The organism is Caballeronia sp. KNU42 (genome assembly GCF_053760385.1).
On the sequence record NZ_CM132389.1, the window covers coordinates 2,298,045 to 2,323,153 of the forward strand.

20 protein-coding genes are annotated in these 25,109 nt (G+C 60.4%); 10 read left to right on the top strand and 10 right to left on the bottom strand.

All coding sequences use genetic code 11. The features are described from left to right. The first annotated feature begins 366 nt into the window (after positions 1–366). Positions 367–672 (top strand): hypothetical protein, encoded by a 306-nt coding sequence (locus ACSOSP_RS29655; RefSeq protein ID WP_455312056.1) that lies wholly within the window; start codon positions 367–369, stop codon positions 670–672. Here ACSOSP_RS29655 and ACSOSP_RS29660 read toward each other — a convergent pair. Next, a complete protein-coding gene (locus ACSOSP_RS29660; RefSeq protein WP_455312057.1) occupies positions 643–1,515 on the bottom strand; it encodes a substrate-binding periplasmic protein in 873 nt (290 codons plus the stop codon). The two genes, ACSOSP_RS29655 and ACSOSP_RS29660, sit on opposite strands and share 30 nt — an antisense overlap. Positions 1,516–1,690: 175 nt before the next feature. Between ACSOSP_RS29660 and ACSOSP_RS29665 the strand changes: the two genes are divergently transcribed. The 4 genes from ACSOSP_RS29665 (at position 1,691) to ACSOSP_RS29680 (ending at position 7,184) form a co-directional block, all read left to right on the top strand. Continuing rightward, on the top strand, positions 1,691–3,844 hold the full coding sequence (locus tag ACSOSP_RS29665) for an ATP-binding protein (protein WP_455312059.1): 2,154 nt from the start codon (positions 1,691–1,693) through the stop codon (positions 3,842–3,844). After that, positions 3,841–5,877, top strand: a complete 2,037-nt coding sequence (locus ACSOSP_RS29670) for a response regulator (RefSeq protein ID WP_455312060.1) — start codon at positions 3,841–3,843, stop codon at positions 5,875–5,877. The genes ACSOSP_RS29665 and ACSOSP_RS29670 overlap by 4 nt, the downstream gene beginning before the upstream one ends. Continuing rightward, positions 5,874–6,506 carry a response regulator gene (locus ACSOSP_RS29675; protein ID WP_455312062.1) on the top strand — a complete coding sequence of 211 codons (633 nt, stop codon included), beginning with the start codon at positions 5,874–5,876 and terminating at the stop codon, positions 6,504–6,506. Before ACSOSP_RS29670 ends, ACSOSP_RS29675 begins: the two co-directional genes overlap by 4 nt. Before the next feature lie 468 nt (positions 6,507–6,974). Continuing rightward, on the top strand, positions 6,975–7,184 hold the full coding sequence (locus tag ACSOSP_RS29680) for a hypothetical protein (protein ID WP_455312063.1): 210 nt from the start codon (positions 6,975–6,977) through the stop codon (positions 7,182–7,184). A gap of 231 nt (positions 7,185–7,415) precedes the next feature. On the opposite strand, the gene ACSOSP_RS29685 is transcribed toward ACSOSP_RS29680, so the two are convergent. Next, complete coding sequence (locus ACSOSP_RS29685; protein ID WP_455312064.1) at positions 7,416–8,339, bottom strand: LysR family transcriptional regulator; 924 nt, start codon at positions 8,337–8,339, stop codon at positions 7,416–7,418. Positions 8,340–8,477: 138 nt separating this feature from the next. Between ACSOSP_RS29685 and ACSOSP_RS29690 the strand changes: the two genes are divergently transcribed. Further along, positions 8,478–9,233 carry an SDR family oxidoreductase gene (locus ACSOSP_RS29690; RefSeq protein WP_455312065.1) on the top strand — a complete coding sequence of 252 codons (756 nt, stop codon included), beginning with the start codon at positions 8,478–8,480 and terminating at the stop codon, positions 9,231–9,233. Between the two features lie 35 nt (positions 9,234–9,268). On the opposite strand, the gene ACSOSP_RS29695 is transcribed toward ACSOSP_RS29690, so the two are convergent. From ACSOSP_RS29695 to ACSOSP_RS29705, 3 genes are all read right to left on the bottom strand, one after another. Beyond that, positions 9,269–10,534, bottom strand: coding sequence for an NAD(P)/FAD-dependent oxidoreductase (locus tag ACSOSP_RS29695; RefSeq protein ID WP_455312066.1), 1,266 nt, complete (start codon positions 10,532–10,534; stop codon positions 9,269–9,271). 32 nt (positions 10,535–10,566) lie between these two features. Beyond that, a complete protein-coding gene (locus ACSOSP_RS29700; protein WP_455312068.1) occupies positions 10,567–11,865 on the bottom strand; it encodes an MFS transporter in 1,299 nt (432 codons plus the stop codon). Positions 11,866–11,961: 96 nt separating this feature from the next. Further along, positions 11,962–12,573, bottom strand: a complete 612-nt coding sequence (locus tag ACSOSP_RS29705; RefSeq protein ID WP_455312070.1) for a helix-turn-helix domain-containing protein — start codon at positions 12,571–12,573, stop codon at positions 11,962–11,964. Positions 12,574–12,791: 218 nt separating this feature from the next. On the opposite strand from ACSOSP_RS29705, the gene ACSOSP_RS29710 reads away from it, so the two are divergent. Continuing rightward, the gene (locus tag ACSOSP_RS29710; RefSeq protein WP_455312071.1) at positions 12,792–14,120 is read left to right on the top strand and encodes an LLM class flavin-dependent oxidoreductase; all 1,329 of its coding nucleotides are present in this window, start codon (positions 12,792–12,794) and stop codon (positions 14,118–14,120) included. On the opposite strand, the gene ACSOSP_RS29715 is transcribed toward ACSOSP_RS29710, so the two are convergent. The 5 genes from ACSOSP_RS29715 to ACSOSP_RS29735 form a co-directional block, all read right to left on the bottom strand. Beyond that, positions 14,071–15,339, bottom strand: coding sequence for a glycosyltransferase (locus tag ACSOSP_RS29715; protein WP_455312072.1), 1,269 nt, complete (start codon positions 15,337–15,339; stop codon positions 14,071–14,073). The genes ACSOSP_RS29710 and ACSOSP_RS29715 overlap by 50 nt on opposite strands. A 72-nt stretch (positions 15,340–15,411) precedes the next feature. Continuing rightward, positions 15,412–17,292, bottom strand: coding sequence for an ABC transporter ATP-binding protein (locus ACSOSP_RS29720; RefSeq protein ID WP_455312073.1), 1,881 nt, complete (start codon positions 17,290–17,292; stop codon positions 15,412–15,414). Positions 17,293–17,760: 468 nt separating this feature from the next. Next, positions 17,761–18,582 carry an isocitrate lyase/PEP mutase family protein gene (locus ACSOSP_RS29725; protein WP_455312074.1) on the bottom strand — a complete coding sequence of 274 codons (822 nt, stop codon included), beginning with the start codon at positions 18,580–18,582 and terminating at the stop codon, positions 17,761–17,763. 126 nt (positions 18,583–18,708) lie between these two features. Then, entirely contained in the window at positions 18,709–19,833 is a 1,125-nt protein-coding gene (locus tag ACSOSP_RS29730) for a PLP-dependent cysteine synthase family protein (protein WP_455312076.1), read from the bottom strand. A gap of 243 nt (positions 19,834–20,076) precedes the next feature. Then, complete coding sequence (locus ACSOSP_RS29735) at positions 20,077–20,925, bottom strand: oxidoreductase (protein WP_455312078.1); 849 nt, start codon at positions 20,923–20,925, stop codon at positions 20,077–20,079. A gap of 269 nt (positions 20,926–21,194) precedes the next feature. On the opposite strand from ACSOSP_RS29735, the gene ACSOSP_RS29740 reads away from it, so the two are divergent. The 3 genes from ACSOSP_RS29740 (at position 21,195) to ACSOSP_RS29750 (ending at position 25,032) form a co-directional block, all read left to right on the top strand. After that, a complete protein-coding gene (locus ACSOSP_RS29740; protein WP_455313714.1) occupies positions 21,195–22,103 on the top strand; it encodes an AraC family transcriptional regulator in 909 nt (302 codons plus the stop codon). A 532-nt stretch (positions 22,104–22,635) separates the two neighbouring features. Then, positions 22,636–23,697 carry an NAD(P)-dependent alcohol dehydrogenase gene (locus tag ACSOSP_RS29745; protein WP_031362821.1) on the top strand — a complete coding sequence of 354 codons (1,062 nt, stop codon included), beginning with the start codon at positions 22,636–22,638 and terminating at the stop codon, positions 23,695–23,697. Between the two features lie 567 nt (positions 23,698–24,264). Continuing rightward, positions 24,265–25,032 carry a response regulator transcription factor gene (locus tag ACSOSP_RS29750; protein ID WP_455312080.1) on the top strand — a complete coding sequence of 256 codons (768 nt, stop codon included), beginning with the start codon at positions 24,265–24,267 and terminating at the stop codon, positions 25,030–25,032. Positions 25,033–25,109 lie beyond the last annotated feature (77 nt).

Below are 25,109 nucleotides of genomic sequence, written 5' to 3' on the forward strand. Positions count from 1 at the left end.
TCTTCATCGTGCCATGCGGTTCATCCGGACCCGCACGCTCAAACGAACGCTGTTGCAATGCAAGGCAACGTACATGCGGCCGGCATGGGGAAAATATAGGGGGCCATTTTTGAGGAGGCAATGCCGCAATTGTTTGAGTACCCATAACATGGGGTAATGATCGGCCAAGCGCGCATCGCTGCGGTCGGGATTTCCCTAGATCGCGAGCAGCGCTTTTTTAGCGATATTCGAGGCTTTCCCGATTTCTAAATCCGGGCTTCTGCTTTACGATCGAACAATCCAGGACTCCTTGCCCTTCACTATGCTGCGATGAGCGCTGATTCTTTCGACCCCAAGCCTGCCGCCGATCAAATCGACGCTATCTGTTTGCGCCTGTTCGATTCGTGGTGCGATACGAGAAACGTCATCTCGTTGACCTTCCTGCTGCGTTGCTGGCCGTTGATCAGCATGGATGCGGTGTCGCTCAGGCAACTTTGCGATACCCTGGGCGAGCTTCAGGAATCGCATGGCAACGCGTTGGCCAAGGGGCAGGCGGAACTGCTGGTCGAACTAAAACAACGTATTGACGACCTGCAGGTGCATGGCGCGGACGATCGCGCGATTATTCGCCACAGCCGCGATCGCGCATGGGCCACCTCGAAGTTACTGCGGCTTTGCAGGATCGAACCATAGCGCCTTGCGTCCATACGGTACCCACGAGGGCAAGTACGGATTCTTGAGCTCGATGACGGTTCTCGTTTCCAGCTTGAGTTCGGCTAGTTGCCTCGCGAAATGACGGTTGAAGAAGGCGTCGAAACTACCGTCGCGTTCCATTTGCTCCAGCCCGTCGTTGATGCGTGCCGCAAGACGTGGATCGGATTTGCTGATGTAGAAGCATTGGGCAAATGCATACCGGATCAACAGATGCTGCTCGATCGCGAGATCGGGATAACGCGCGCGGTAGGCGGCAAGCTCCCCAGGCGCCTCTGTTACACCGCGAGGAAACATGTCGAAGCGCCCATGCATAAGCATGAGAAACAACGATTCATAGGTATCGGCCGTCCTCACCGGGACATTGTTGTACTCGTATACGCGTACATCGCCCCATAACGCACCCTGGCCGACCGAGAGCGTGCGGAATTGATCCAGCGTCTGCACCCGGGCAATTTTCTCCTGGCTGCCCTTTGAAATCAGCGCGACACGGTAGCCAAGCAAACCCTTGTCGATAGGGAACGGGACGGGGATCATTCCCTCGTCCAGCTCCTTATGACCCACGTCGCTGATCATGATGTTGATGCGTGTGCCCTTGATCGCTTCCAGATGCGAGCGCGCAACGGAGATCTCGTCCGTGTAAGCCTGCTCGACGTAAGGGCCGTATTGCGGCGTGGTTCGCTGCAGCACTTCGGTCAGCAACTCGAACGCATACGCGTAGCGGACCTTGAATTCCTCCGACTTTAGGGGTTTCACCACATCCTGCGCGCACACGGTGGACGTCATCGTGAGCGCGATTAGCCATGCCATGAGGGCAATACGCATGCTTGTCTCCCAAGCACTGGACGCCGGCCGGTTGGCGGCGTTCATGACGGCCTCTGCAGCCGGCCATCCCTGTTGTTTTCTTTGAATTCCTTGTGTTACGCCACCGTTAGACCACCGCCGCCAGAGCGCGCAGAATAGGCAAATGAAGAAACCAAGGCGGTCCTGGGGAAGAACTATGGCGCTCAACACATTCGGCGGACTTTGGGATCTGGTCGGCCGCCACCGCAGCAGTGTCTTGATGCGGCTGCTCGCTACAGTGTTCCTGTTCAGTTGCACGGTCACGCTCACGCTCACAGCGCTTCAACTGTATCGCGATTATCACCGGGGGGTGATGCTCGTCGAAAGCCGGCTGGCGGAGATCGATAGCAGTTATCGGGGCAGTCTGGGCGAAGCGCTCTGGCGGCTCGACCGGCCGCAACTCGAACTCCAGCTCGACGGCATTCTCCATCTGCCGGACATCCGGCTGGCCGAAGTCACCGAGGTGAACGCGAACGACAGCTCCATGGTGGTCTCCGCCGGAAGCCATTCTCGCGGGCCGGTCATGGCGCGCAGTTTTCCGATCGTGTATCGCATCCAGGGCCACGAGGAATCGATCGGCACGCTGCGCGTCGAGGCAACCCTCGCCAACCTGTACAACGAACTGTTCAGGACTGCACTGGTGATCTTGCTGAGCCAGGGCGCCAATACGTTTCTCGTGTCGCTGTTCACCATCTACATTTTCTCGCGGCTCGTCACGCGCCATCTCGCCACGGTGGCGCGGCGGGTCGAAAGCTACGACTTCCGGCAGGCGCCGCAAGCCTTCACGCTGCATCGCCGCCGGCCACGCCGTCCGGACGAACTCGAACGGGTCGTGGCCGCGTTCGACTCCATGTGCGCGCGCCTTCACCGCGCCTATAACGACGAGCGGGAAGCGGCGGAGGGCCGTGAAGCCCGGCGCACCGCCGAGGCGGCCAATCGGGCGAAATCCGAATTCCTCGCCAACATGAGCCATGAATTACGCACGCCGCTGAACGGCATCCTGGGGTACGCGCAGGTGCTCGGCCGGGACCGGACGCTTAGTGAGCGGCAGCGCGACGGGCTCGGCGTGATCCAGCGCAGCGGCGAACACCTGCTTGCGCTGATCAACGACATTCTCGATATCGCCAAGATCGAGGCCGGTAAGATGCCGTTCGATATTGTTGCGGTGTCACTCCCCGGGCTACTGGGCGACGTCGAGGAAATCATTCGTGTGAAGGCCGAGCAAAAGCAGCTGGTCTTCGTGTGCGATGCAGCTCGCGACATGCCTAACGCCGTGCGTGCAGATGAACGGCGGTTGCGCCAGGTACTGCTCAACCTGCTGGCAAACGCAGTGAAGTTCACCGACAGCGGCACCGTGAGCCTGCGCGTGGCGCCCTTGCCGGATGGGCGGATCCGTTTCACGGTGGAAGATACCGGGATCGGCATCGGCGACATGCAACACGAACTGATCTTCGAACCCTTCGAGCAAACCGGCGCCGAACAACGGCATCGTGGAGGAGCCGGGCTCGGGCTTGGCATCAGCCGGCAACTCATGCGTTCGATGGGAAGCGACATCCTGGTCGAGAGCCGCAAGGGCGAGGGCAGCACCTTCTGGTTCGACCTCGAAGCGGTACCGGTCCCGTCCGTGTCGCAAGAGTCCCATGCCGCGTGGGTGGTCACCGGCTACGCGGGAATGCGCAGGAGCGTGCTGGTCATCGACGACGTGGCCACCAACCGCGCGGTGGCGGTCGATATGCTGGGGCAGATCGGCTTCGACATGACCGAGGCGGCCAGCGGTCAGGAGGCGCTGGATAAAGCTCAGGTGAAACGCCCGTCGCTGATCCTGACCGACATTGTGATGCACGAGATGGACGGACTCGAAACCATGCGCCGCTTGCGGCTTCTGCCGGACTTTGCCAGTGTGCCGATCATCGCGATCTCCGCCAGCCCGACGGGCGGCGACGAAAGGCGCAGCTTCAGCGCCGGCGCCGACGCGTTCGTGGCGAAACCCATTCACCTGGACACGTTGCTCACGAAGATTGCGGCGCTGCTCTCGCTCACCTGGACCTATGCGCCGCTTGGCGAGCCGCTGGCCCAGCCTGCTGCGACAATGGAGTGTCCGGCCGTGCCTTCGCAAGAAATGCAGGACCTGCACCGGCTCGCGCGCCAAGGCAACATGCGGGAGATCGTGTTGTGGGCCGAACGCATCGCCATCCTCGACGAGCGCTATAGCGCGTTCGCTGCTGAATTGCGCTCGCTGGCGAAGAACTATCGGACCAAGGCGATCGTGCAATTCGTCGAGCGGCATCTTGAGGAGGGGCACGCGTCATGAATGACACAAACGACACGACCATCGGCCTGGCGCCCGCGACGCTGGAGCCGCCTGCGGTCCTGATCGTGGACGACATGCCCGCTAACCTGAGCGTCGTGGTGGAGAGTCTCGAAGGGCAGGGCTTTCGCGTGCTCGTGGCGCTGGATGGTCTGGAAGCGCTGGAACGCGCGGCGTTCTCGCGACCGGATCTCATCCTGCTCGACGTCAAGATGCCCGGCATAGACGGCTACGAGACCTGCCGGCGGCTTAAATCGAATAGTGAAACCAGCGACATTCCGGTGATCTTCATGACGTCGATGTCCGCGACTGCAGACGTGATCGAAGGGCTGGCAGCGGGCGGCGTCGACTATGTGACCAAGCCGATCCGGGTGGACGAGGTCGTGGCGCGCATTGGCACGCATCTGGCGTTGCGCACGCTGCAGCAGCAACTCGTTACGCGCAACATGCAGTTGCAGCATGAAATTACCGCACGCGAAAAGACGCAGAAAGCATTAAGCGATGCCCGCGATGAACTCGAAGCGCGGGTGGCGCAACGCACCGAGGAACTGGCGCGGGCCAATGTCAGCCTCAACCTGGAGATTGTCGAACGCCGCGGTGTGGAGGCGCGGCTGAAGGAAAGCGAGGCGCGCTTTCGCGCGATCGTGGAGACGAGTCCGGTTCCGTTGTGCATCACGTCCATGCCGGAAGGCGACATCCTCTACATGAACCAGCCGATGCACGAACTCTTCGGACTCGATACGACGCAACCGGCGCTTGGAAACATTATCGACCTGTATGCTGCGCCCAAGGAGCGCGGCGAGCTGGTGTGCCACCTGCGCGACGAGGGAAACCTCAGCAACACCGAGCTGAGTTTCAGGCGGCCGGACGGCACCTCGTTCTGGGCCGTGGCGAACGCACGCGTTGCGACCTACGGCGACGTTCCCGCAATTTATGTAGGGCTATACGACATCACGGCGCGCAGGAAGGCCGACGAGAAACTGCGAGCGAGCGAAGCGAGCCTCGCCAATGCGCAGCGTCTTGCGCGCCTCGGCGACTGGGCATGGGATCGCGATAGCGGGCTCACGCACTGGTCGAACGAGCTCTACCGCATTCTCGGACTGGAACCCTCGGGCGTGAAGCCGTGCTATAGCGTCTATCTCGCGCTGGTTCATCCCGACGACCAGGCCACCGTCAGGCGTGCGGTACGTATGCTGCTCGCGAAGGCACAACCCTTTGGCATCGACCATCGCATCACGGGTCAGGACGGCACGACACGCATCGTCCGGCTCCAGGCAGAACTCGTGGATATGCGAGAGGGGCAGTCGTGGGGTATTGTCGGCACCGTCCAGGACATCACCGAAAGGAAGCGTACCGAGGAGGAGCTGCTGGCGTCGCGCGAACAATTGCGCGAGTTGTCGGCCTATCTGGAGGCAATCCGGGAGGAGGAGCGGCGTCGTATAGCATTGGAGATTCACGACGAACTGGGTCAGTTGCTCACCGCGCTGAAAATGGATGTTGCGCTGCTCAAGATGCGTGTAGTCGCCGACGCGGAAGCGACCCGGAAGATCGATGACATCCGCGAGCTGGTGGAGAAAACCATGTGGATGGTGCGTAACGTTGCGAGCCATTTGAGACCGGCGGCGCTTAACTTCGGTATTGTGTCGGCCTTGGAGTGGCTTGCCGAGGACTTCAGCCGGCGCAACGGCATGCCTTGTCAACTGGTGGTGCGCGGCGGTGAGCCGACCCTTGCGGACGCCCATGCAACGGCCGTGTTCCGTATTGTCCAGGAATCGCTCACGAACGTATCGCGGCATGCCGGCGCGTCGCGCGTCGCGGTGACACTTGTGAGCACTGACCTCGCGCTCGATCTTCGGGTAAGCGACGACGGTCAGGGCTTCGACCTGGAGTCGGAGCAAGGCGGCTACTCGTACGGATTACTGGGCATGAGTGAACGGGCGCGCCTGATAGGCGGGACGCTGCAAGTCGATAGTGCGCCGGGTGCCGGAACCATGGTTTCAATCAATTTGCCGCTGGATAGCGGGCGGGAACGATGATTAGTATTTTTATAGCGGATGACCACGCAATCGTAAGAAGCGGGCTGAAGCAGATCGTAGCCACTACGAGCGATATTACCGTGGTCGGGGAAGCCGGGCACGGGTCTGAAGTCGTCGACAAGCTGCGTGCTTGCCGCGTGGACCTGCTGTTGCTCGATATGACCATGCCGGGCATTAGCGGCGTGGATCTGATCCGGCGCGTGCGGGCGGAACAGCCCGCGTTACCGATCCTGGTGCTGAGCATTCACAACGAGGGGCAGGTGGTGTCGCGGGCGTTACGTGCGGGCGCAACGGGCTACGTGACCAAGGACAGCGACCTTGAGGTCCTGCTCGCCGCGATCCGCAAGCTGGCCGGGGGTGGGCGCTTCATTGATCCGAAGCTGGTCGATGCAATCGTTTTCGATTCGCCTTCCAGCGACGGGCCGCCGCATGAGATTCTCTCGGACCGCGAGTTCCAGGTGCTGCAAATGCTGGCGGCCGGTAATAGCATCAATGATATTGCCGACGCATTGTCGCTAAGTGCAAAGACCATCAGCACGCACAAGATGCGGCTGATGCAAAAACTCGGACTCAATAACAATTCGGAAGTGATTCGTTATGCCGTCCGGCACGGGCTCGTGACTGAGTAAGGAAATGAAAGACTCGGAACACACACTTCGCATACTTCTTTACGAACCTTGAGCATCCGAATCCACAGGCTTGCCCTGTCAGGAAATCCCTATAGTCATTGCAGGATATTCCTAGTTCAAATTCCGCTTCTGCCGACTGGAAAATAGATTGGAACCAGATAGCATGATGTCATGCAAAGGGGTGCGAGGAATAGGCCGGTAGCGGCAAAATCTTCAGGTCTTTAGCAAGGTTTCATAGTGGTCGCTAAAGGTCGCATCGATTCACGTGCTGGTCTGATTGTTTGGTATTTTCATGGCGGGGTGGGGCGGTTGCGATTGTGGTTTGTCACAATCATCCGTCTGCGGCCTGGCTCTCGGTGTTCTTTCATCACGATGGTTCTTGGCAAGTAATCCCGCCGTGCGGGAAGGCTTTGATGGAGCGTGTCCGGGTGGCAGCTTGACGACGCTGGTGAGTTTTACGGAGATTCCATGGACAACAAATCCGGGCTGGAACGACAGGAAGATGTGCATGAGCTTAAAGGCTGGATCAGCGTCTGGTACGACCAGGCGGTCGCCGCGCGGTTCATCGACCCACCGTTCGTTCTTGACGATACGATTGCGGACCGTCTTCAAGGTTACTTCGACGTCGGCCTGACGCCAGACGACGCGGTCCATGCTTTTTTCGGTGTGATGCACTGACGCATTGACGTTCACGCCGCCGCCAACCGTGTATGCGGCAAGTTTTTAGAACCTTCAGCGGCCCATGTGCCGGGGAGGTTGAGTTGTAAGCTGGCTCTCAGTTCTAGCCCTCCCCTCGGAGCTAGAATTTCAGGCGCCGTGTTCGCACGGCGCCTTTTTTTTGGTTGTTGAAGACGATCGCATCAGCGATCGTCCAGGGCGCGAGGTCAGCCCGAGACATCGCCCGACACTTCAGCCGGACACATAAGGCCCATGCTGCAGCTCTGATTTCTCCAGCGCTGCCAGCACGGCGTCGAACACGAGCCGTATGCGTGCGGGCACCGGTCCTCGCTGCGGCCTGTAGACGTAGACCGGCCACGGCTCCGGCGCAATGTCGTCCAGTACGCTGATCACCTTGCCCGCGCGCAGAAAGGGCAGTGCGAGATAGCTCACGATCTGTCCAAACCCCAGCCCCGCAACAACGGCGCGGCACTCGCACTCGCCATCGTCGGTCTGGAACGCAAGGTTCGTCGGCGTCATTTGCTGCCCGTTGGAAAACTGCCAGGGCCACACTCGCCCGGTGTTCCTGTCGATGAATCCCGTCGACGGCAGCAGCGCAAGCTCAGCGAGGTCCGCGGGACGGCCCACGCGTGCAATAAGCTTAGGACTGGCAATGACGGAGAAGCCTACGTGGGAAGCCGGACGCACCACGAAGCGGCTGTCCCGCATGAAGCCGATCCGCACGCCAATGTCGATCTGCTCCGCAATGGGGTCGCTGATCGCATCGGATAAACGCAGGTCGAGCGTGATGCGGGGATGCTTCTCGGCAAGACGCACCAGCGCGGGCATGAGAAAACGCTCACCGATGGACTTGGGTGTGGTCAACCGGACCAAGCCAGCAATCTCGGCATCGATCTCGCTGTCCTTTGGCCTCAAGAGATCATCCATCTGCCGCACGAGCGCGCGCGCCCGCTGTGCAAACGCTTCTCCTGCTTCGGTCGCGCGCACGCGCCGGGTGTTGCGGTGGAAGAGGATTTCGCCCACCAACGCTTCCGCTTCCTGAACGGCTCGCGTGATCGCCTGAGGCGAGGTACCCAGCCGCGTGGCCGCTTCCTTGAAGCTCTGTGCTTCAACGGCCGCGCAATAGATGCGCAACATTTCAAGTCGATTCTGCATGACGGGTTCCCGGTTTTGCTTCCATAAAATGGAATTATGAAATCGTATCATTTCCATTGAATGGCCGGCTTGCGATTCCCATACTGTCTTCTGTCGAGGGGGCGTTCGTCCTCTCAGGAACACAGGAGCCTGTCAGCAATGAGCAATCACGTCAGCAGTGGAATTGAAGGTAAGGTCGTTGTGATCACCGGCGCGAGCAGCGGGCTGGGTGAAGCCACGGCGCGTCATTTGTCGGCGAAAGGGGCGGCGCTTGTATTGGGCGCGCGGCGCCTGGACCGGCTCGAAAGCATTGCCGCCGAGTTGCGCGAAGCGGGCGGCAAGGTCGAGGTAATGGCCGTCGATGTCACCCGCCGCGCAGATGTCCAGGCGCTGGTCGATCAGGCAGTGAGCGCTTACGGTCGCGTGGATGTAGTGATCAATAACGCAGGGTTCATGGCGATCGCGCCCATGTCGGAGATGAAGGTCGACGAGTGGGAACGCATGATCGACATCAACATCAAGGGCGTGCTGTACGGAATCGCCGCCGCGTTGCCGGTATTCCGGAAGCAGGACAGCGGCCACTTCATCAACATTTCGTCGGTGGCGGGCATCAAGGTTTTCAGCCCCGGCGGCACGGTCTATAGCGGCACCAAGTTTGCCGTGCGCGCGATCTCCGAAGGGCTGCGCCACGAAGTCGGCGCTTCGATCCGCACCACGATCATCCTGCCGGGCGCAGTGGACTCCGAACTCAAGCTCGGCAGTTCCCATGAAGAGAGCGCGAAAGTGGTGGGGCAGTTTTATCAGCAAGCGATCCCCGCCGATTCCGTGGCTCGCGCGATTGCCTACGCGATCGAGCAACCGGGCGATGTCGATATCAACGAGATCGTGTTGCGTCCGACCGCGCAGGAATTTTGATTGGGGTACCGGCAGACCGCTTGTCCGGTCCAGTCTCAGGAATTGAACCTGTTCAGCCGGAACGCCTTGGGGTCCACTCCTGGCGAATCTCCGGTCACCAGGTCCGCCATCAACGCGCCGGCTGCCGGGCCAATGCCAAAACCATGCCCTGAAAATCCAGCGGCCAGGAAGAAGCCTCGAATCTTGCCGACCTCGGAGATGACCGGCAGGGCATCTGGCGTGACATCGATAAACCCGGCCCATGTTTGCGCTACCGTCGCATTCCTGAACGCCGGGAAAGCATGCTTCAATTTGCCTAACGCACCGTCGACCATCTTCATCGTCGGCGGCGGATCGAGCGTCCGGCATGCTTCGAACGGTGTGGGGGCGTCGAGGCGAAAGTGGCGCGGTATCTTCAGTTCTTCTACAAAACGGCGGCCTACGCGAAGCTTCAAGTATTTGCGTTCGGACATCCACGCCGGCAAGAACTGGCGGCATAAACGGATGCTATCCGGCGTAAGGTCGGCAATTGAGGCGCCGAGTTGCGAGACTGTATAACCGCCGTCAGCACGCTTACGGCAAGTAAAGTCCGAGCCGTTGATCGCCATCTCCAACCCGGTCTCCAACGGCTCTGTCCGCAGCACCGACGCATGTACCTTCAACTGCGGGAAATCAACCGCATTGTTGCCGCAAAAAAGCCGTGACCAGGCGCCACCTGCCAGCACCACGGACGCACATTTCACCACACCAAGCTCGGTGACAACCGCCGACGTTCTTCCGGCGCTGGTCTCCAGCCCGCGAACCGCGCACTGTTCGAACACCAGCGCACCGGCGTCAGCCGCCAGTCTGGCGATCGCAGCGGTCGCGAGCGCGGGTTCGGCAACGCCATCGCCCGCACTGTACAAAGCGCCGATCCACGGCCGGTTCGAGGCGGGAATAAGACGCGCGAGTTCGTCGCGTCCCAGGAGGTTGCCTTCGGTGCCCGTGTCTTTGGCCGCGTCGAGCCACGCCTGATGACGGGCCATTTCCTTGTCCGTTTCCGCCAGATAGGCGAGGCCGGTGCGCCGATAACCCACGTTGATGCGCGCCTGGATGTCGGCCCACATATCGTTCGCTATAGCCGATAACGGCAACTCTTTCGGATCACGCCCGACCGTGCGAATCCATCCCCAGTTGCGCGACGACTGTTCGCCCGCGACCGTACCCTTTTCGAATACCGCTACACGTACTCCCTTGCGCGCCAGCGCGAGCGCAGTGCTGATGCCAATGATGCCGCCTCCGACGATCGCAACGTCGATCTCCGCGGGCAATGTCGAACGCATGTCATGTCCTTGAAAATAAGCGGTCGATGCTCTCAGTGAGCACGGCTTCGGCTTGCCGACAAGCCCACTAGCGCGACCACGCCGATCACGATCACGTAATAAGCCGGCGACATGATGCTGCCCGTGCGCGCAACCAGGAAGCCGACGACGAGCGGCGTGACGCCGCCGAAAAATGTCTGCGATGCAACGTAGGCGATCGACACGCCGGTCGTCCGGCACGAGGTCGGAAAGAGCTGCGATAGCAGTGAGCCGACCGGCGCGTAATAGAAGCTGTAGAACACCAGCGACATCGCGCATTGAAACAGGATCAGCGACTGGAACGAGGGCGTATGCGTCAACACGAAGAACATGGGAAAGATCATGACCAGGCCGGCGATCAACGCAATCCGCATGACCTTGATGGTGCCGAACCGGTCAGCAGCCAGTCCGCCGAAGATCGGAAAGATCGTGCTCACGAGGCCGCTGAAGATGGATGCAATGAATGCGGAATCCTTAGCTATCCCGAGGTTATTGATCGCGAACGTCGGCATGTAGATGTTCAGGAAACTCGCCACATTGCCCGCCGCCACCACGGCCGCGCCGATGAGCAGGAAGCGCTTGTGGGAGGCAAAGATTTCGGCAAGCGGCCGATGCGGTTTGTCAGCGACTTCCTCGAACTCGCGCGTCTCGTTGATCTTGCTGCGTATATACAGTCCAACCGGACCGATCAGGCAGCCGAAGATGAACGGCGTGCGCCATCCCCACGAATCAACCTGCTCCTGCGAAAGATAGTGATTGATCAGGTAAGCAAACAGCGAGGCGGTCAGCACCGCCAGGCCCGAGGTCGAGAACTGCAGGCTGGCGAAAAACGCTTTTGTGCGCGCGTTTTGCTCGGTCAGGTAAGAGTTCGCGCAACCGAATTCACCGCCGACCGAGAACCCCTGCAGCAGGCGTCCGGACACGAGCAGGGCGGGCGCCCATGCACCAATGACCTTATAGGTCGGAATCACCGCCATCAGGAAGGTGCCGCACAGCATCAGAAATGCAGCGATGGTCAGCGCGGCGCGGCGGCCCCGCTTATCGGCGTAGATGCCCAGCACGACCGCGCCAACGGGCCGTATCACATAGGCGCTCGCGAAGGTCAGCAGGCTGTACAACAACGCCGACTGCGGGTTGCCGGTGGGGAAAAACAGGTGCGAGATGGTGATCGCGAACATGGCGTAGACGAGCAGGTCGAACCACTCGAAAAACGTGCCCACGTTCGCCGCCACCACGTCACGAATCTTGTGCGTGGATGCCTGCGTGGATGACGGAATGCTGTCCGGGCCTATATTGCCGATCGCCTGTTTCATCTCTGCGTCCTGTGTCGTGAGCACCGGCCGGTCAGGGCGCGGTGTGTCCAGTACAGCTAAGTAGGCGCACAAGACTGGCCGCGCCCGGGCGAAAACCTAAACGTAGAAGTGGTTGCTGTTGATGACGAGAATGGTGGTGGGTGACTCCCAGCCGTTTTCCCATCTGTAGCGGTGCCCTGACGGAAAACCATATATGTCCCCGGCTTCCAGCAGCATTTCCTGGTCGTCGACGAACAGGCGCAGCTTGCCGCGCACGACGTAACCAATCTTGTCGCCGGTCTGCAGGACGAAGTTCACGTCGGACACGGCGCCCGCACCGATCTCCATGAGGAACCCTTCCATGACCGAGCAGCCCGCGGGCGTCACCCGGTATTTAGTGACGCCGCCCACGCTCACCGGCTTGCGGTCCGCGAGCCGCACGACAAAGTCTGCGCCTGCGCCATCTTGCGCGGAGGGCGCATTGCGCTCGTCGAACAAGGCGGCGCCATCCACGCCCAGCGCATGGCAGATGTTGCGAAGCACGCGAATGGAAGGGGAACTGATCCCGCGTTCGATCTGGCTGAGCATGCTGACGGACAGGCCGGCTTGCTCCGCCACGTGCTTGAGACGCAGGTCCTGCGCCTTGCGCATGGCGCGCAAGCGGGCGCCGATGACCACGTCCTGCTCGTGCGCAGGGGTGTTCGTCAACGGCAACGAGTCTTCGGACACGGTATCGCCTTGTAGGGACAGTAGATCAATAATTACACTGTGATGAAGTTTCTGCCAAAAAATTATTGTTTTCAAGCAAACAATAAGGATCTGGTGAAATTCTGAGCTAAATTACCCAGACGCCGCGTGAGGTGGCCGGCGACGAATGCCTGCGATTCTTCAGGTCATTCCCCCGTAGCCGCCTGTGAGGAACAGCTTCCCGACCAAGGAAACGAGCCATGCTGAACGACCGCAAGATCAAGCTGGGTTTGTCGATGCGCTACCTCGGCTACCACGTTGCCGCGTGGCGGCATCCTGATGTTCCCGCCGACGGCGCCGTGCACTTCGACTACTTCCTGAAGAGCGCGATCAAGGCTGAAGCCGCCAAGCTCGACATGATCTTTTTCGCCGATGGCCTCGGCATACGCGCGGCGGACGACCCGGCCGGGTCGCTCTGCCGGGACATGCGCAACGTGGAACTGGAGCCTCTTACTCTGCTCGCGGCCCTTGGTGTCTGTACGAAACACATTGGGCTGGTCGCGACGGCGTCCACTACGTATAACGAGCCGTTTCACGTTGCACGGAAGTTCGCGTCGATTGACCACATCAGTGGTGGCCGCGCGGGGTGGAACGTCGTCACCTCCTGGTCGGAACAGGAGGCGTGGAATTTCAGCCGCGACACGCATCTTGGTTATGCAGAACGCTTCGAGCGGGCCGATGAATTCGTCGATGTCGTCAAGGGCCTGTGGAATAGCTGGGAGGATGACGCATTCGTTCGCGACAAGGCCAGCGGCGTGTTTTACGAGCCATCGAAGTTGCACACGCTGAACCACAAGGGCAAGCATTTCAGCGTGAGGGGGCCGCTGAATGCGGCACGCACGCCGCAAGGCCGGCCCATCATTGTCCAGGCAGGTGGCTCGGAGGCGGGCCGGGAACTCGCGGCGAAGGACGCCGACGTCATCTATAGCAACGCGTTCGAACTCACACCCGCGAAGGCTTTCTACGACGATGTAAAAGCGCGCCTGGCCAAACATGGGCGGACAGCGGATCAATTGCTGATCATGCCGGGGGTCACGCTGTACGTCGGCAGGACGCGGGAGGAAGCACAGGCGAAATTGGACGAGCTTCAGGCGCTGATCGATCCGCTAAGCGGGCTTGCGATGCTGCATGGTTATCTCGGTGACCTGTCCGCCTACGATGTAGACGGTCCCGTGCCCGAGGTTGCGATCAGCAGCAACCAGGTGCGCAGCATTGCCGAGAACCTGTTGCATCTGGCGCGTAAAGACAAGCTGAGTATCCGGCAGCTTTATCAGACCTTGGCAGCGGGGAATGGCTGCCGTGTGCTGGTCGGTACGCCGGGTGAAGTGGTGGACGACCTGCAGCACTGGTTCGAGAGCGGAGCCGCCGACGGCTTCAATATTTGTCCGCCGACGTTGCCGCAAGGCATTGATGATCTCGCTGAGCTGGTGATTCCTGAAATGCGCCGCCGTGGCCTGTTTCGAACGGAATATGAAGGCACTACGTTACGCGAGAACCTTGGTCTGAAGTGCGTGGTGTTCGGGGCTTAGCGACGAACCGGCTCAGGATGGCCTCTATCTCCGCAACAGCGGTTGCTGTTCCGGTTTCCTGCGCCATTTGTTTTCCCAGTGTCGACGCTCGCTGTCTTGTCTCTGCACGCTGCGCAAATCTGATCGCCTCTTTAAGTTTCTCCCGGTCCAGCTTGCGCGTTGATACCGCGTGGTCTGCTATGCCCAAGCGGTTCAGTTGATGAGCCCAAAAGAACTGGTCTCCCGCAAAAGGCAACACGACCGACGGCACGCCTGCACGGCACGCCGAGTGTGTCGTGCCGCTACCGCCATGATGTATAACCAGCGACGTACGGGGAAATAGCCATTGATGTGGCGTCTCTTCGATGATGAAGAAATTTTCGGGCATCACCATGTCGGGGGTGCCAGACCAGCCTGGATACAAGAGCACCCGGAGCCCTTTCGTCGCGTCAATGAAAACATCAAGCATGGCTTTCTGGTCGAATCCGACCATGCTGCCGAACCCCAGATACACCGGCGGTTCACCCGCATCCAGAAATGCTTTAAGAGCCGCTGGCGGCGCCCAGGAATCCGCAGGGGCCAGCCATTGCCCGCACAGTCTGGTGTGCGCAGGCCAGTCCCGCGGCTCGGGCACCAGGGCAGGGGAGACGCCATATAGCATGGGGTGCTCTGTCCATGGCTTCTCGCGTGGCAGCAGGCTTAGCACGCTCCGTCTCGCCTCATTTGTCGCTTTGCGGAAAGCGCGCCATAGCAGGCTATTCACTGCCTGATGGCTTGTCCGATTCAACACTGCAGGGATCCAGCGAGGCGGCAGAAACGGCGGGGCAAATGCATGTGTCGGGGAGATGGGTATCAGGCCAGTGCCGATAACGCGTATGCCAAGATGCTCGCCTACGGATAAGCCCACGAAGGCGGCCAGTCCCGACACAATCAGCCCGTCGCAGCCTATGGCCGCCTGGGCGATCTGCTGCATCCAGCTGTGCGCCTGAGCGTTTGCGATACGCGCCAAACCCGCCGCTGTAGCGTTGACGCCCTTGCCGCTGGACACCAGCGCGCTCAACTCGTCTTTCATGTTTCCGCTCAGCGCCGCATGAGGAACCCCCAATGCGCGGGCGCTCCCAAGCGTTGCGCCATCGGCGAGGAGGGTGACGTTGTGGCCCGCATCCGTCAGGGCGCGGCACAGTACAGCCAGGGGTCTCGTGTCGCCTTCGGTGCCGTAGGTCAATGCCAGGAGTTTCATCTGAAGCCCATTTAGTGCTAACTCGGGATGTAGAGAAGATGCAGCGGTCCGCGGTCTACCCGGACCGCTGCATCATTTCCCCGTGCTCAACGTAGGATCGCTCGCATAACCGCTTGGCAGGTAGCCGGTTTTTGCCGCGCTGGCCGGCTCGGCATGGTCGGTTGTCAATCCGAGCGCTTGCCGTTCGAATAAACGCCGGTACAAGCCGTTGTGAAGCTGGATCAGCTTCTCATGGCTGCCTTCCTCTGCAATCCTGCCCTTGTCGAGAACCAGCAGTCTGTCCAGCGCACGCACCGTTGAAAGCCGGTGCGCAACGACCACGGTAGTGCGGCCGACCATCAGCCGCTCCATGGCCTGCTGGATCAGCATTTCGCTCTCGCTGTCGAGGCTCGATGTAGCTTCGTCCAGGATCAGGATGGGCGCATCGGCGAGGAACGCCCGGGCGATCGCCACGCGCTGGCGTTCACCACCCGACAGCTTGATGCCACGCTCACCCACGAGCGTTTCATAACCCTGAGGCAGCGCCGCGATGAAATCGTGGGCGCTGGCCTGCCTTGCGGCACGCTCGATTTCCGCGCGGGTTGCGCCCGGCCGGGCATACGCGATGTTCTCCGCGAGCGAGCGGTGGAACAGCACCGGCTCTTGCTGGACGATCGCGATCTGCCCGCGCAGCGACGCCTGGCCGACATCGGCAATGTTCTGACCGTCGATCGTGATCCGCCCGCCCGAGATGTCGTAGAGCCGCTGGATAAGCTTGATCAACGTCGTCTTGCCGGACCCCGAGTGGCCGATCAACCCGACACGCTCGCCCGGCGCAATCCGCACCGAGAAGTCGTCATAGAGCGGCTTCGTGTGGCCGTCGTAACTGAAGGTCACATGCTCGAAGCGGATCTCGCCTTCACGGATCGCGATCGGCCCGGCGTCAGGCTTGTCTTCCACGCCGAGAGGCTGACCTTCAAGGGAAACCAGCTCTTCCATGTCGTTGACTGAGCGCTGCAGATTGCGCACGTGCATCCCGACTTCGCGCAGATAGCCTTGCAGCATGAAGAACATGGTCAGCGTGAACGTGATGTCGCCCACGCTGGCCTTGTCGGCTTCCCACAGCAACAGCGCAGCACCGAGGATCGCCGCCTGCATGACCACCAGCATGCCGCCCTGCACACCGCCGTTGATCGTGCCGCGTGCCCAGGTGCGGCGCGTGCGGTGACGCCACTTGCCGATCACACGGGCAAGCCGCGCTTCCTCGCGCGTTTCCGCACCGAAGGCCTTGACCACGGTGTTGCAGCTCACCGCATCGGCCAGCGCACCGCCCATGCGGGTATCCCAGGCGTTGCCCAGGCGGGCAGCGGGCGCCACGAAGCCGAGCGACAGGCCGACCGTCACCGCGATATAGAGCAACGACCCAAGGCCCACGACCACGCCCATCACCGCCCAGTGCATGCCGAGCAGCACGGTTGCGCCGACCAGCATCACCAGCGACGGGAGCAAGGCGATGAGCAACGTGTCGTTGAGCAGGTCGAGTGCCCACATGCCGCGCGTGATCTTGCGCACGGTTGAGCCGGCGAAGCTGTTGCCGTGCCAGTCAGCGGAAAACCGTTGCACGCGATGAAACGCGTTGGCGGCAATCTCGCTCATCATCTTGAGTGTCAACACGATGATGTTCATGAAAACGAGCTGACGCAGCAGCGTGCCGGCCAGCCCGAGGCAAGCCAGGATGCTGAACGCGGTCGTGGCTGCACGCCAGGCAAGCTCCTTGCCGGCCGCGCCGGCGGCGAGCGCATCCACGAGCCGGCCTGCGAACAGAGGCGTGAGGACATCGGCGAGTGCCGACAGCAAGGCGAGCACGACAATGGCCACGATGCGCCACGGCTGTTTGCCCCAGTGAACCACGGTGAAACCGAGAACGTCCTTGAACGCCCGTCCGCCGAAATCGAGTTTTTTTGTGTAAGCCATTTGCCACAGCCCGAGGCGCAAAACGCGACGAGGCTATCCGGTCGAGAGAGATGAGAGCGACAGCCGGAGCGCACCTGCATGAGCGGGCGAACTGACGACGAGACTGTCTGGAATTGGCGCAGGCTGCTGTGCCCGCGCTGACGGCGACCTAAACTGGCCGGCGCGCCGAGTAAGCCGAGTGAGGGACGGCGATAGTGAATGTGAGCATTTTTTCGCCTCCCTTTGAGAAATTTTGAGGAATGAAGCTTGAGTGACGTGGGGCCGGGCGGCCATCCACGTCCCAATATTATCAGGCGCGTGTGGCGCTTGCCAACCTCTTTCGGCCGCGCAGATGTTGTCGAGCCGATACAGTCCGGGCGACTGCTGCATGGCACTGCATCGCCGCCGCGCGAACAATCAGAATGCTTGAATGTCCCTTCAATGCAGGGACATTAATGAAAAGACCAGGCTCGTGCTGAGTTATCAGGCTCAGGCGAATCCGCCGAAAACGTCGTTCAATTGCTTGCCGGATGCAGCGCTGCCGAGGCCATCGAACGAACCGGTCTTCATTTGTTCGGCGGCCGTCAGCATGGCCTGCCACGCAACCCGCGCCAACCCTCCGCCGACGCTGATTCGACGCACGCCAAGGTCAGTCAGTTCGGCGACGCTCAGCCCGGGCCGCATCATCAGTACGTTGAGCGGCTTGGGCGCGACAGCGCGCACCATGACGGCTATATCGGCCTTGTCGACCACGCCCGGCGCGTACAAGCAGTCCGCACCTTCGGCCGCAAAGGCCACGAGTTTGTCGATGGACTGGGTGAGCGCACCCGGATCGCTGAGCAGGATTTCGGTGCGCGCGACCAGGATGACGTCATCGCCGGAGCGGTCGATCGCCGCGCGGGCCGCACGCACGCGTTCGACAGCAAGAGCGGTTTCGTAGAGTCCGAACGGTGCTTCCACGTCACGATCTTCAATCGATAAACCCGCCACGCCCGTCTGGATCGCGAGGCTGACGTTGGCCGCGAGCGTGGCCGGGTCGGAAGCGAAACCGGACTCGAAATCGGCGTTCACCGGCAGGTCGACAGCCTCGCAGAGGGCTCCCAGATGTTGCAGGACATCGGAGCAGGTCACTGCGTAGTCGGGCCGGCCTGTGGACCATGCAAAACCTGAACTGGTCGATGCCAGCGCGGCAAAGCCGAGATGCTGCAGCATCCGCGCGCTGCCTGCATCCCATGGGTTGGGCAACACGAAACAACCTTGCTGGTGAAGCGCGCGAAAGGCAGCGCGTTTTTCGGCGACAGTACGGGTCATCGGAACCTCATCAAGTGTGGGCGACTGGTTACAAAAGCCAAGACGTTGAAATGCAATCTCGTGCGCGCGAATCAGGTCCTGAACAACGCTTCGGATGCCAAAGGGTAATCCAGGCCAGATCGCGCTTTATATTCCCGCTCCCGCAGCCTCCAACCCCTCCATGCTCTGCTGGGTCAGCACCGCTTCGCCCGCTATCGCGCGAGCGATCAGCGCATCGGGCTGCGCAACCGGAATTCCCTGCGCCTGGTACCAGGCATCGTCATAGTAGGTGTTGCTATAACGTTCACCGCTATCGCAGATCAGGCTGACGATGGAACCCTCCTTGCCCGCCTGCTTCATGCGCTCGGCCAGATACAGGACACCGACAAAATTCGTGCCGGTCGAGCCGCCGACGCGGCGTCCGAAGCGCCCGGCCAGATAGCGCATTGCAGCAAAGGACAACGCGTCGGGGACCTTGAGCATGGCATCGATACATGTCGGAATAAAGGAGCGTTCAACCCGCGGACGGCCGATGCCTTCAATCCTCGATCCGGCATCGAGCGTCAGGCTGCTGTCCGGCGCGCCCGTGAGCACGCTTTTGAAATGATCGAAAAATACCGAATTCTCCGGGTCCGTGCAAAGAATGCGGGTGGTATGCCGACGGTACGCTACGTAGCGGCCCAACGTGGCGATCGTGCCGCCGGTGCCGCCGCTTGCGACAATCCACATTGGCACGGGGTACTCCTCGTCATCCATCTGCTTGAAGATCGACTCGGCAATATTGTTGTTGGCTCGCCAGTCGGTCGCACGTTCGGCGTAGGTGAACTGGTCCATGAAATGACCACCGGTTTCCGCCGCGAGCCGATGCGATTCCGCATAGATGTCCGCGGGGTTCGCAACCAGATGGCAGCGCCCGCCGTAGAACTCTATCGCCTCGATTTTCATCCGGGATGTACCCGCCGGAATCACCGCGACAAACGGCAGGCCAAGCAGTCTTGCGAAATACGCTTCGGAAATGGCCGTTGATCCGCTCGATGCTTCAACAATCGTGCTCTGCTCGCGCAGCCAGCCATTGCAAAGTGCATAGAGAAACAAGGATCGCGCCAGACGATGTTTCAGGCTGCCGGTCGGATGGCTCGATTCATCCTTGAAATAGAAACGGATGGCGGGATAACCGGGCAAGTCCAGCGGAATCAGGTGGGTGTCGGCGGAGCGGTTGAAGTCCGCTTCAATCTTGCGAATCGCTTCACGGGTCCAGTCGGAACGCGGCATGAAAATCCCCACCCAGTGACGGCTAACAGCGGAACGGCGCGTAAATCCGGCTCAAGCGCGCGGGCTATTGCAGCGTGCTCGCGGCATGGCGTTGTCTGTAACGCTCGGCTTGGCCGGGGGCTCGATGTGAAGCCATCGTACACGAGAGCGGCAGCCCGGTTTTCACATTCGCCACGGGACGCCGTAGGTGTTTTCGCGGCTATCCGACATGCAGCCGGGTCATGCAGCCGGGTGATGAATGCGTCACGAGAAGTCCGTCGAGCGCGTGACCTTTTCCCACGTTTCAATCTCGGTGTTGAGGGCCGCGAGCTTGTCCCTGACCAGGCCGAGCGCATCGGTGCCGAGCAGCAGATGTACCGGCGGATTGTCTGCCGCAATCACCTCCAGCAGCACATGGGCCGCCTTGACCGGATCGCCGGCCTGCTTACCGCTTTTCGCCTCCCGCGCCTGACGGATCGGGGTGAACAGCGCGTCGTAGTCCGCAATGCTGCGATCCGAGCGCACCATCGAGCGGCCAGCCCAATCGGTGCGGAACGAGCCGGGTGCGACGGCGGTTACCTTGATGCCGAAACCGGCGACTTCTTTCGCGAGCGTTTCGGAGATGCCTTCGAGAGCGAACTTGCTGCCGCAGTAGTAAGAAATCCCCGGCATGGTGACGAAGCCGCCCATCGACGTGATGTTGATGATGTGGCCCGTGCGGCGTTCGCGCATGGCGGGGAGCACGGCTTTGATCATCGCTACGGCGCCGAATACGTTGACGTCGAACTGATGGCGCAGGTCTTCAAGCGGCGACTCCTCGAGCACGCCTTCGTGGCCGTATCCTGCATTGTTGACGAGCACATCGATAGGTCCGATTTTTTCCGTTATCGCCGTGACGGCCGGGCCTATAGCCGCGAAATCGGTCACATCGAGCACGATTGCGTGCGCACGACCGGCCGCGAGCGCCTCGAATGGTTGTACGTCGGTCTCGCGGCGCACCGTCCCCACGACTATGTGGCCGGCATTCAATGCGGCGTCTGCGAACGCGCGGCCGAAACCCGAACTCACGCCGGTGATCAGGAAGGTCTTCTTCTTGCTCTGGATGGGGCTCATGGTGTTGCACTCCTTGTCGGTAGTCGTGGATGAGCTGAGCGTCGGGATGTATCTCCGATAACACACGCGACTTCAGCAACGATTGCATGTTAGAAGTGCAGCGCCTGAACGCGAATGCCGGTTCATCTGTGGTGTTTGCCTAATCCTATGAGCCGATGGATTTCTGCTCAGGCAAGTGGCACATTGCAAGCTCACTGCAATAACTGGCGAGACCGGACGTGGCCCTTGAACGCGATGAATACGATGATCGTACGAAAGCGCAGCAACGCATGATCGCGTTGTTGAAGCAGCTGGCGCCGGCGGAAGGGTACAACCTGACGGTGCTGCCCGACGTGCGGTTCCTGCGTTCGAACCGTCCGCTAAGCCGTACCCCCGTGCTATATGAACCGGGCATTGTGATTGTCTGCCAGGGACGCAAGCGCGGGTTTCTGGGCGACGACGTTTATGTTTATGACGCACAGCATTATCTGGCGGTATCGGTGCCGGTGCCATTTTCGATGGAAACCGAGGCAAGCGCAGCCGAGCCCCTGCTGGCTATCTATTTTCGCCTCGACTTCAACGTGGCCGCCGACTTGATGCTGCAGCTTGACGAACGGGCGGGCGGCGTTCCGGCGAAGCCCAAAGGGATGATGTCGACACCGCTCGACGCCAGGCTCGGTTTATCGGTACTGCGGTTTCTCGAGACGATGAGTGTGCCGCTGGAGGCAGAGATCCTCGGCCCGGGACTCGTGCGTGAAATCTACTATCGCGTGCTGACGGGCGAGCAGGGTGGGTCGATGCGCGCAGCACTCACGCGGCAAGGGCATTTCGGCAAGATCGCGAAGGCTCTGCGCAAGATCCACGTGTCGTTCCGCGAACCACTGGATGTCGAGCGGCTGGCTTTGGAGGCGAGCATGAGCGTGCCGTCGTTTCATTCGCACTTCAAGGCAGTGACCAACACCTCGCCGATGCAATACCTGAAGTCGACGCGGCTTCATCAGGCACGCCTTCTAATGGTAAGAAACGACATAACGGCGGCGGTCGCGTGCGCCCAGGTGGGCTACGAAAGTTCGTCGCAGTTCAGCCGCGAATTCAAGCGGCTGTTCGGACGTAGCCCGATAGAAGAAGCGGACCGGATGAAAAAGACCTTCGCGGTTCCTCAAACCGGACACGACTCCATCTACGTTGCGTCGCATTGATCCCCGCATGACGATGCATGATCCGGTTTGATCACCATCAAGCGAAGCGCAAACAGCGCACCTCGCTTCTGCAAATAACGTCGTGATATCAATCCCCGAATTGCTGCACCACGATATTCCATTAATTGGAATTGTGAAATCGCAATATTTCCATTGAGCGGTTGGTGCAGAATTCGCATACTGTTCTGCGAAGGGGCGCTCGCATCGTCGGAGCGTCCGGATTCAGAATCAGAATCGAAACGAAGCCTGGCAGCGCGCATTTATGCGCATTCGCAATTCCGCAGCGGCGCAACCGGGCAATGTCGATACAAGTGAAGTCAGGTTTTGGCGCGGTTCCAGACGTCGTCCAAGCCCGGGAAACCTTCTTATCAAGCTTGTTGCCTGTCGATCCGGCCGTTGTGACACGCGGTGCCGGAGTTACCTGCCGATGGGTGCGGATGTTCGGGGCTTTTTGAACGGACAGCGCGCCCCGGTATCGACGAACGGGCAACGAATCAGCAACAAACCAACGAACCATTTCAAGGACCACACCATGTACAAGACCTATGGCTATGCCGCGCACTCCGCCGATAAGCCGTTTGCTCCCTTCGCCTTCGATCGCCGGGACACGGGTCCGCACGATGTCCGCATCGAAATCCTGTACTGCGGCGTGTGCCATTCGGACCTGCACACCGCGCGCGGCGAATGGGCGGGTACGGTGTACCCGAACGTCCCGGGACACGAAATTGTCGGCCGGGTGACCGAGGTCGGCTCTGAAGTCACGAAGTTTAAGGTTGGCGCGCTGGCGGGTGTCGGCTGCATGGTGGATTCGTGCAGGACTTGCCCGTCATGCCAGGAAGGCCTCGAACAGTATTGCGAAGGCAGCGGATTTGTCGGCACCTACAATGCACCCGATAAACACACGGGTGGCGTGACTTACGGCGGTTACTCCAAGTCGATCGTCGTGGACGAAGCGTTCACGCTGCTGGTTCCCGAGAACCTTGAACTCGCCGCCGTGGCGCCGTTGTTGTGCGCGGGGATCACCACGTATTCGCCGCTGCGACACTGGAATGTCCAGGCTGGACAGAAGGTCGGCATCGTCGGGCTGGGCGGGCTCGGTCATATGGGCGTGAAGCTCGCGGCGGCGTTCGGCGCGCACGTGGTGCTGTTCACCACGTCGGCCGGCAAGATTGAAGATGCGAAGCGGCTTGGCGCGCATGAAGTCGTGATTTCGAAAGATCCGGAACAGATGGCGAAACACGTCAACTCGTTCGATTTCATCCTCAACACCGTCGCGGCCTCGCATGACCTCGACCAGTTCACGGCGCTGCTCAAGCGCGACGGAACGATGACTCTGGTCGGCGTGCCGGAGCATGCTCATCCGTCGCCGTCTGTCGGCAACCTGATTTTCAAGCGCCGTGCACTGGCCGGTTCGCTGATCGGCGGCATTGCTGAAACGCAGGAAATGCTCGATTTTTGCGGCAAGCATGGCATCACATCGGACATCGAGATGATCCGCATGGACGAGATCGACAAGGCCTACGAACGCATGGTTAAAAGCGATGTGAAATATCGGTTCGTGATCGACATGGCGTCGTTGAAAGAAGAGGCCTGATCAATAGGCTCGCCCAAGTCGAATGCGGGTCTGGCGTCCTTGCGATCCGTCCGTTTCGACCGCTGCTTCTCACTACACATCCCCAGAATTGAGGATGCGTAGCGCACGCCAATCGGTTAACTTGTCAGGCAGAGCCGGGGGGCTTAACGTCAACACCGCACTCCGATGGCAAAAGCGAACGTGCCAAAGAATGCTCGCGCGTTCAGCCATACGAAACTGAGAGACTAAGACCCGCCTCGTGCGGGTCTTTTTTTGCGCCGATTTTCAGGTCAGCCCCGTGAACGCGAGTCTCAACGTCAGCGGCTTGCCTTACTTCCGCGTTGGTGGAAGCCAGGATTGGGTGCCGGCGGCCTGATCCTGTTGTTACGCCGCTGCCTCACGATGCGTTCAAAAAATTGGCCCGTCAGTTAAAATGACGTCAAACGATTTAACTGCACGAATAAAACAGGCTTGAATCGGAAATATCGTCCGTGTAGTCTGCGGGACGGCATTTTAAAAGCATGGAGGCTTGCGCGTGGAGAAAACGTCCGCGAGCCATTGACGGGGACCCACCAGCATGTCCGTGAAATGTATTTGACGAGCCGGGAAACCCGCCTGGTTTCCGATATCTTCGCCGTACTTGCCGATTCACTTCCTGAGCAGTTAATGCGGCAGGAAGTGGGCGTTCGCATGCTTAGCTTGTTGCGCGCGGACCATCTCGGGTCTTATGTCTGGGACGAGACGAAGAAGGAATTCGTCAACCGGGTCTCGTTCAACATGTCGGAAGACAACTTGTCCGAGTACGAGAAGTACTACCAGTACCGCGATACCGTGACTCCTCGGCTGCAAAATTGCCGCGAGGCGGTTCGAGTAAGCAACGTGATTCCGCAAGGCGAACTGATGCGCACCGAACTGTTCAACGATTTTTTGCGTCGTGACGGTTTGCACTGGGGCATGAACGTCTATGCGTGGGCCGGCGATTCGAACATCGGCGATCTGCGCATCTGGCGCGGTAAACATAGGGAAGATTTCTCCGATCATGACCTCGCCATGGCCGAATTCATTCGCCCGGCTTTTACCGCGGCACTCGCGCGAGCGCGCGCCGCAGCGGGCATGTCAAAGCCGTCCGGACCGCAAGCCAGGCTGATTTCAGAGGACGTGCTGAAGAACCTGACGGCGCGTGAGCGGGATGTGGTCGGGCTGGTAGTGGAAGGCTTGCTCGACAAGGAAATCGCATTCCGGCTGGGCATTTCTTATACGACGGTCCGGACTCACATCGACCGTTCTTTCCATAAGCTCGGTGTCGGAAGCCGCTCCAAACTGATTCGCGCGGTGCAGGCGAACGGGCAGCAGTAGGGCGGCACGCGGGCGAAGGGGTTTTTTATCGCTACCCGCCCAGCGGAAAATAATTGTCGCTAAATGCTGCGCCCAGC

Excerpts from the sequence above, each read along its gene's own strand:
- ACSOSP_RS29660 (WP_455312057.1), bottom strand. The coding sequence starts at position 1,515 with ATGCGTATTGCCCTCATGGCATGGCTAATCGCGCTCACGATGACGTCC.
- ACSOSP_RS29665 (WP_455312059.1), top strand. The coding sequence starts at position 1,691 with ATGGCGCTCAACACATTCGGCGGACTTTGGGATCTGGTCGGCCGCCAC.
- ACSOSP_RS29670 (WP_455312060.1), top strand. The coding sequence starts at position 3,841 with ATGAATGACACAAACGACACGACCATCGGCCTGGCGCCCGCGACGCTG.
- ACSOSP_RS29675 (WP_455312062.1), top strand. The coding sequence starts at position 5,874 with ATGATTAGTATTTTTATAGCGGATGACCACGCAATCGTAAGAAGCGGG.
- ACSOSP_RS29680 (WP_455312063.1), top strand. The coding sequence starts at position 6,975 with ATGGACAACAAATCCGGGCTGGAACGACAGGAAGATGTGCATGAGCTT.
- ACSOSP_RS29685 (WP_455312064.1), bottom strand. The coding sequence starts at position 8,339 with ATGCAGAATCGACTTGAAATGTTGCGCATCTATTGCGCGGCCGTTGAA.
- ACSOSP_RS29690 (WP_455312065.1), top strand. The coding sequence starts at position 8,478 with ATGAGCAATCACGTCAGCAGTGGAATTGAAGGTAAGGTCGTTGTGATC.
- ACSOSP_RS29695 (WP_455312066.1), bottom strand. The coding sequence starts at position 10,534 with ATGCGTTCGACATTGCCCGCGGAGATCGACGTTGCGATCGTCGGAGGC.
- ACSOSP_RS29700 (WP_455312068.1), bottom strand. The coding sequence starts at position 11,865 with ATGAAACAGGCGATCGGCAATATAGGCCCGGACAGCATTCCGTCATCC.
- ACSOSP_RS29710 (WP_455312071.1), top strand. The coding sequence starts at position 12,792 with ATGCTGAACGACCGCAAGATCAAGCTGGGTTTGTCGATGCGCTACCTC.
- ACSOSP_RS29715 (WP_455312072.1), bottom strand. The coding sequence starts at position 15,339 with ATGAAACTCCTGGCATTGACCTACGGCACCGAAGGCGACACGAGACCC.
- ACSOSP_RS29720 (WP_455312073.1), bottom strand. The coding sequence starts at position 17,292 with ATGGCTTACACAAAAAAACTCGATTTCGGCGGACGGGCGTTCAAGGAC.
- ACSOSP_RS29725 (WP_455312074.1), bottom strand. The coding sequence starts at position 18,582 with ATGACCCGTACTGTCGCCGAAAAACGCGCTGCCTTTCGCGCGCTTCAC.
- ACSOSP_RS29730 (WP_455312076.1), bottom strand. The coding sequence starts at position 19,833 with ATGCCGCGTTCCGACTGGACCCGTGAAGCGATTCGCAAGATTGAAGCG.
- ACSOSP_RS29735 (WP_455312078.1), bottom strand. The coding sequence starts at position 20,925 with ATGAGCCCCATCCAGAGCAAGAAGAAGACCTTCCTGATCACCGGCGTG.
- ACSOSP_RS29740 (WP_455313714.1), top strand. The coding sequence starts at position 21,195 with ATGATCGCGTTGTTGAAGCAGCTGGCGCCGGCGGAAGGGTACAACCTG.
- ACSOSP_RS29745 (WP_031362821.1), top strand. The coding sequence starts at position 22,636 with ATGTACAAGACCTATGGCTATGCCGCGCACTCCGCCGATAAGCCGTTT.
- ACSOSP_RS29750 (WP_455312080.1), top strand. The coding sequence starts at position 24,265 with ATGTATTTGACGAGCCGGGAAACCCGCCTGGTTTCCGATATCTTCGCC.